Annotated in this window: 5 protein-coding genes; 3 read left to right on the top strand and 2 right to left on the bottom strand. The window is 66.8% G+C overall.

Going from position 1 to position 6,256, the window contains the following annotated elements; genetic code table 11:
* Positions 1-184 precede the first annotated feature (184 nt).
* Complete coding sequence (locus tag LH475_RS06695; protein ID WP_196843138.1) at positions 185-1,468, bottom strand: allantoate amidohydrolase; 1,284 nt, start codon at positions 1,466-1,468, stop codon at positions 185-187.
* A 448-nt stretch (positions 1,469-1,916) separates the two neighbouring features.
* Between LH475_RS06695 and LH475_RS06690 the strand changes: the two genes are divergently transcribed.
* Complete coding sequence (locus LH475_RS06690; RefSeq protein WP_196843137.1) at positions 1,917-3,167, top strand: aminotransferase class V-fold PLP-dependent enzyme; 1,251 nt, start codon at positions 1,917-1,919, stop codon at positions 3,165-3,167.
* Between the two features lie 138 nt (positions 3,168-3,305).
* On the opposite strand, the gene LH475_RS06685 is transcribed toward LH475_RS06690, so the two are convergent.
* Positions 3,306-4,088 carry a gamma-glutamyl-gamma-aminobutyrate hydrolase family protein gene (locus LH475_RS06685; RefSeq protein WP_196843136.1) on the bottom strand — a complete coding sequence of 261 codons (783 nt, stop codon included), beginning with the start codon at positions 4,086-4,088 and terminating at the stop codon, positions 3,306-3,308.
* Positions 4,089-4,344: 256 nt separating this feature from the next.
* Between LH475_RS06685 and LH475_RS06680 the strand changes: the two genes are divergently transcribed.
* Positions 4,345-5,076, top strand: coding sequence for a PspA/IM30 family protein (locus LH475_RS06680; RefSeq protein WP_196843135.1), 732 nt, complete (start codon positions 4,345-4,347; stop codon positions 5,074-5,076).
* A gap of 104 nt (positions 5,077-5,180) precedes the next feature.
* Positions 5,181-6,014, top strand: coding sequence for an arginase family protein (locus tag LH475_RS06675; protein ID WP_196843134.1), 834 nt, complete (start codon positions 5,181-5,183; stop codon positions 6,012-6,014).
* Positions 6,015-6,256 lie beyond the last annotated feature (242 nt).

Genomic DNA, 6,256 nt, shown 5'->3' with positions numbered 1-6,256 from the left:
TGTTGGTGGGGTTGTTTTTTTTTTTAAAACCAACCAAACAAATAACTAGGGGGGGGGGGGGGCCCCCCGTGGCGGGGGCCCCCCCCCCCGGCCTTTCGTTGTCTAACCGCCCGTCTGGTCAACTGCCCGCGTTCAGCTGCCCGCGTTCAGCGTCCGTGTTCAGCGTCCGTGTTCAGCGTCCGCGTCATCCAGCGCGCACGAGAAGGTCAGCCAGCACCCGGGCGAGGGCACGCGCACCGGCCTCGGCATCGTTGTCGTCGACATATTCCTCGGGAGAGTGTGACACCCCGGTGGGGTTTCGCACGAACAGCATTGCCGTCGGCACGAACCGGGCGAGGATTCCGGCGTCGTGCCCGGCACCGGTGTGCTGCACCGGAGCATCCGGAAGTAGCAGGCTCAGGCGATCCCGCAGCGCCCCGTCGAAGTCGACGGTGCGACTGACCGACTCTTCGGTGAGCTCGACCGTGCAGCCCTCGGCAGCGGAGATCCGGCGGGCGTGCGCCAGAATCGTAGTCACAACGGATGCCGTCACCTCGTCATCGGGGTGGCGCGCGTCGAGCCATAGGTCGACCCGCGAGGCGATCACGTTCGTGCCGCCCGGCACGGGTTCGAGCCGGCCGACGGTCGCCCGAGCACCGGGATGGGCGCGGGCCGTGTCGCGGATGTCCATGACGATCCCCGCCGCCGCGATCATCGGGTCGCGCCGGTCCGTCATGAGGGTCGTGCCGGCATGGTTGCCCTGGCCGGTGACGCTGAGGCGCCAACGTCCGTGGCCGAGAATCGACGAGCCGATACCGACCGGCTGCTTTCGGTCGATGAGGTCGCGGCCCTGCTCGACGTGCAGTTCGATGAAGGTGCCGATCTGGGCGAGCATCTGGGGGTCGGGGCCGAGGCGAGATGGGTCGATGCCGCTACGCGCGGCCACCTCGGCGAACGTGTCGCCGTTCCGGTCGCGAAGGGTGCGGGCGCGATCCACGTCGATCGCGCCGGTGAGTAGCCGGGTTCCGAGGCAGGCGACGCCGAACCGCGACCCTTCCTCCTCGGGAAACACCGCGATGACGAGCGGGCGTTCGGGGCGGACGCCGTCGGCCCGCAGAATGTCCACGGCGACGAGCGCCGAGGCCACCCCGAGTGGGCCGTCAAATGCTCCGCCGCCGGGCACCGAGTCGAGGTGGCTGCCGGTGACGACGGCGTTGCCGGTGCGGCCGTCGGGCGTGTGCCACCAGGCCCAGATGACCCCGTTGCGGTCGGTCGTAACGTCGAGCCCGCGTTTGGCCGCGTGGGCGAGAAACCAGGCGCGGAGATCGAATTCGGCGGTCGAGAAGACCGGCCGCCAGTAGCCGCCGTGCTGCTGGTCGGTGCCGATCCGGCTGATTTCGGACAGCAGACCGGCCACCGTGTCGGCGGGCCCGGAGCGGGGTGGGAGCAGGGTGATGTTGTCAACGCGGTCGATGATGAAATCCTCCATGGGGCGACGTCGTGAACAGGCAGGTGGACTCAGCGTACGGCGTGGGGCCGCGCCCCGTCAGCTGCTGGGCACCCCGTCAGATGCCGGGCGCCCCGGGCCAGGTTCAGAATAGTGACGACCCGACAGGCCGGTGGTTGCAACGGATACATAACAAACCGACCGACCGGGAGATACTTCGCTCGCCGCGGGGTAGACTCTTATTTCCATTTCTGTCAGCCTCTTCTCAGGCCATGCCCCGTACGGTTGTTTACGGAGTTCCCCCACTCCAACGATTGGCCCCGGCATATTTCTCACCTCCCCCCAGGCGAGAAGTGCCGGGGCTTTTTCGGTCCCGCCGACGCCCCGCCGTGAGTTCCTGGTGCGCCCGGCTCCCGTCCGGCTCGAACCTGGCTCTAACACACGACGTAACGTTCGGCGCCGGATCGCGCGGCGGGCTTAGCGTGGGGGAATGAGCTCTCGCACCGATCCGCCCCCCACCTCAAGCCCGGCACCGCGGCCGAATAAGCACGATCCGGCCACGCTGGGCTTTCAAACCCAGTCGGTGCACGCCGGCAACGCGATCGATGCCGGATCCGGGGCACTGCGCACGCCGATCGTGATGGCGAACTCCTATGCACTGCCGGAGGATCCGTCGATGATGAGCTGGTCGGGCGCGACACCCGGCCTGTACACCCGCAACACCGGCACCAATCAGCAGGGTTTACAGCAGAAGCTCGCCGTGCTCGAGGGCGGCGAAGACGCTGTGGCACTGGCCAGCGGCGTCGCCGCCCTGCACGCCGTGTTTTTCACGATGCTCAAGACCGGCGACCACGTCGTGGTTGCCAACGTGACCTACGAAGCCTCCTACCGGCTGTTCACCGAACTGCTGCCCGACAAATACGGCATTGAGGCGACCTTCGTCGACGCGACGGACCTCGATGCGGTGCGCGGAGCCATCCGCGGGGCGACGCGTCTGATTCACATTGAGACGGTTGGCAACCCCACGACCGCGGTGACGGATGTCGCGGCCATCGCCGCGATCGCGCACGAGGCCGGTGCCCTGCTGTCGATCGACAACACCTTTACTCCACCGCCGCTGTTTCGACCGATCGAACACGGAGCCGACCTCGTCGTGCACTCGCTGACAAAATACATCAACGGGCACGGCGACGCGATGGGCGGCGCTGTGATCGGCAGTGCAGCGCTGATTCGCCGGATCAAGCTCGACGCGATGGTCGATGTGGGCGGCGTGATCAGCCCTTTCAATGCCTGGCTGATCATGCGCGGTTCGGTGACTCTGCCGCTGCGCATTCGACAGCACTGCAGTTCAGCGCTCGCCATCGCACGTTTTCTCGAGGCCGATCCCCGGGTCGCGTACGTCGCCTACCCGGGCCTGGCATCGCATCCGCAGCACGCCGTGGCAGTTCGGCAGCTTCGCCACGGTTTCGGCGGGATGCTCGCGTTCGCCGTCGATGGCGACACGTCGACCCAGAACCGGTTCGTCGCGAACCTGCGCGTGATCACCTCGGCCGTGTCGCTCGGGCACGACGAGTCGCTCATCGTGCACGTTGACAATTCCGGGCCTCGTGTTGCGGCCTACCCGGCACCGTTTCGCACGTTCGGACACCTGCGGTTATCGGTCGGCCTCGAAGACACCGCTGACCTGGTGGCGGATCTCGCGTCAGCTCTCGACGCGACATTCGACGCGGCTGTTCCATAGCCAGACGCGGCGGCGTTTTTCGCTGGCCCGAGCTGGTGGCGGGGCCATTCTTGGCCCCACACGAGATCGGGCACCCGTTCGCCGACGCGAAAACCCCAGCGAACCCCGCGGAGACGGGCGAGAGTTGAACGTCGGACGCTAAGCGACGAGGGCGGTGGCGGCGACCCGGCGCTCGGAGCGGATGCGGGCCTCGTGCTGCGTGGCCAGGCCGAACAGGAGCAGGGCAAGCTGATCGGCCGGAGAATCGGGCGCTTCCGGGTGCCACTGCACACCGGTGATCGGCGCGCTCTCGTGTTCGAGGGCTTCGATCAGTCCGTCGGATGCGTGGGCGGCGGCCACGAGTCCGGCTCCGAGACGGTCGACGATCTGGTGGTGGGCGCTCTGCACCGAGATGTCGACCCGGCCCAGACTCACGGCGAGGGTACTGCCAGCGGACAGGGACACCTCGTGGGTGGAAAGGATCTGGTCGATCGGCACGTCGATGTTCTTGTGGATTCCGTCATCGATGTGCTGCACAAGGTTTCCACCGAGCGCGACGTTAATGATCTGCAGGCCGCGGCAGATGCCCAGCAGCGGGGTGCCGAGCGCGAGGGCGCGCTGCACGAGGGCGATCTGGCCCTCGTCGGCGGTGGCGAAGTGCTGCGTTTCGCCCTCGTAGCCCGAAGTGCCGCCGTAGAAGTGCGGTGTGACGTCTTCGCCGCCGACGATGACGAGAGCGTCGGCATCCGCTGTGATGCACAGCAGGTCGGCGGGCGTGACGTCGGCCGCGGCAACCCGGTTGACGGCCCAACCGGCCCTTTCGGCGTCGGCAGCCACGCGGGAATTGAGCACCTGCACCTGGGCGTGATAGGTGGGGCGGTCGGGACGAGCCCCGGTGACCTCGACGATGACGAGCATCCGGTTCGTGAATTCTTCGTTCATGCCGGGCTCCCGTCGATGTCGATTCTGCTGTGCTGTACTGAGCGATGCTGTGCTGTGCTGTGCTGTGCTGTATTCAGTGTGCGCGGCGTGGGCCTGGCACGCGAGCGGCCCCGTAACACGGGGCAACATCCTCCCCGGCGCGGACTTTCTAATGTTCCCAGACTCATGTCTGCCGGTCACCCTAAACTCTGAACATGCACGCACTTTCCTGGCGGAATTTCTCAACCAGGACCACACCTATGGAAGGGACACCCGAATGACCAAGCAGTCCATCTTCGGCCGTATTTCCCAGCTCGCCAAGGCGAACATCAACGCCATCCTCGACTCGGCCGAAGACCCCGAACGTATGCTCGACCAGATGGTGCGGGACTTCTCGAGCAGCATCTCCGACGCCGAGAGCGCGATCGCCGAGACCATCGGCAACCTGCGTCTGCTCGAGGACGACTATCGCGAAGACCAGGAAGCCGCCGTGGAGTGGGGGGACAAGGCCCTTGCCGCGAGCCGTAAGGCCGACGAGCTGCGGATGGTCGGCAATGTTGTCGACGCCAACAAGTTCGACAACCTCGCCAAGGTCGCGCTCGGTCGTCAGCTCACCTCCGAGAAGGAGGCGAAGACCGCCGAACCGCAGATTCAGGCGCAGACCGCCGTCGTCAACCAGCTCAAGACCGGCCTGAACGCCATGAAAGAGAAGTTGGTGCAGCTCACCAACAAGCGCTCGGAGCTCGTGGCGCGCTCCAAGACCGCCAAGGCGCAGGTGCAGGTGATGGACGCCGTCAAGAGCATCGACATGATGGACCCCACGAGTGAGGTCAACCGGTTCGAAGACAAGATCCGTCGAGAAGAAGCCCGCGTGCGCGGCGCGCAGGAGCTCACCGCGTCGAGCCTGGACGCCCAGTTCGAAAGCCTCGACGACCTCGGCGAGCTGACCGAAGTGGATGCCCGCCTCGCGGCACTGAAGGCCGGCTCGACCGCCGCGCTGGAGCGCTAATCCGGGTAGGTGACCGGCAGCATCCGCTTCGACGGGTCTCAGCGAGAAATTCGCTGCTGGCGAAGCGGATGCTTTCCGCCCCGGTCGCTGCGCCATACTGAGGTATGGCTCCCACCTTCGTTGTAGTGCCGCAGTGGCAGGGTTCTATTTCTCCACGCGCCATGCGCCTAGTCGACGGGGCGGCGGCCATTCAGGGCGACCTGCCCTTCTCGGCGACGCGTCTGGTCGACGTGCCGGTCGAGGCCGGTGATGCGCTCGATACCGGCGTGAACCGGTTCTCCGCGATCCAGCAGGTGCGCGAACGCCACACCAAGGTCTTGAAGGACACGACCGACTGGGCGCTCTCCATCGGCGGTGACTGCGGCATCGCGCTGGCCGCCGTCGAACACGCGGCGCGCAGACATCCGGGCGACCTGGCCGTCGTCTGGTTCGACGCCCATCCCGACCTGCACACGCCCGAATCCTCACCGTCGGGCGGGTTCAGCGGCATGGTGTTGCGCGCGATCAGCGGCGACGGGCCGGCCGAACTCGAGCTGGCCGCCGCGAGCACCGTTCCACTGGACAACGTCGTGCTCGCCGGCATTCGCGACGTCGACGACGCCGAGGACGTGCTGCTGCACGAGCGCAGTCTCGTGAGTGTGTCGTGTTCGGAGTTGTCCGACCCGAGCGCGCTCGTAGCGGCGGTCACGAGAACCGGCGCCCGGCACGTCTTTGTGCACATCGACCTCGACGTGCTCGATCCGTCGGCCCTCGAGGGCCTCAGCGACCTCATTCCGTTCGGGCTGAGCGTGGCGGATCTCGGCGGCGCGATCACCGCGCTGCGCGCCGAGTTCACCCTCGCCGGAGCGACCATCACCGGGTTCGCGCCGGCCTCGCCCGAGGCCGCGACCGACGATCTGCCGAGCATCCTGCGCATCATCGGGGCGCTCACGCGTTAGCTCGGTGCTCGGGTTTCACCTGGTGGGCCGGCTCAGCGACCGTGCTCTCCCCCAACCACACCTCCCCCGAGCTCTCAGACACCACAGTGCTCCAACGTCACAGTGCTCCAACGTCACAGTGCTCCCACCTCACAGTGCTCCCCCATGCGACATCCACTTGCCACACGCCACGTCACACCAGCACGCCACGTCACACCAGCCGATGGAGGCCCCATGACCGACCAGCCCCGCATTCTCACCGA

The organism is Cryobacterium sp., from assembly GCF_026786305.1.
GTDB lineage: Bacteria > Actinomycetota > Actinomycetes > Actinomycetales > Microbacteriaceae > Cryobacterium.
The sequence above is the reverse complement of the archived record's forward strand: the minus strand, read 5'-3'. Positions and strand labels throughout refer to the sequence as shown.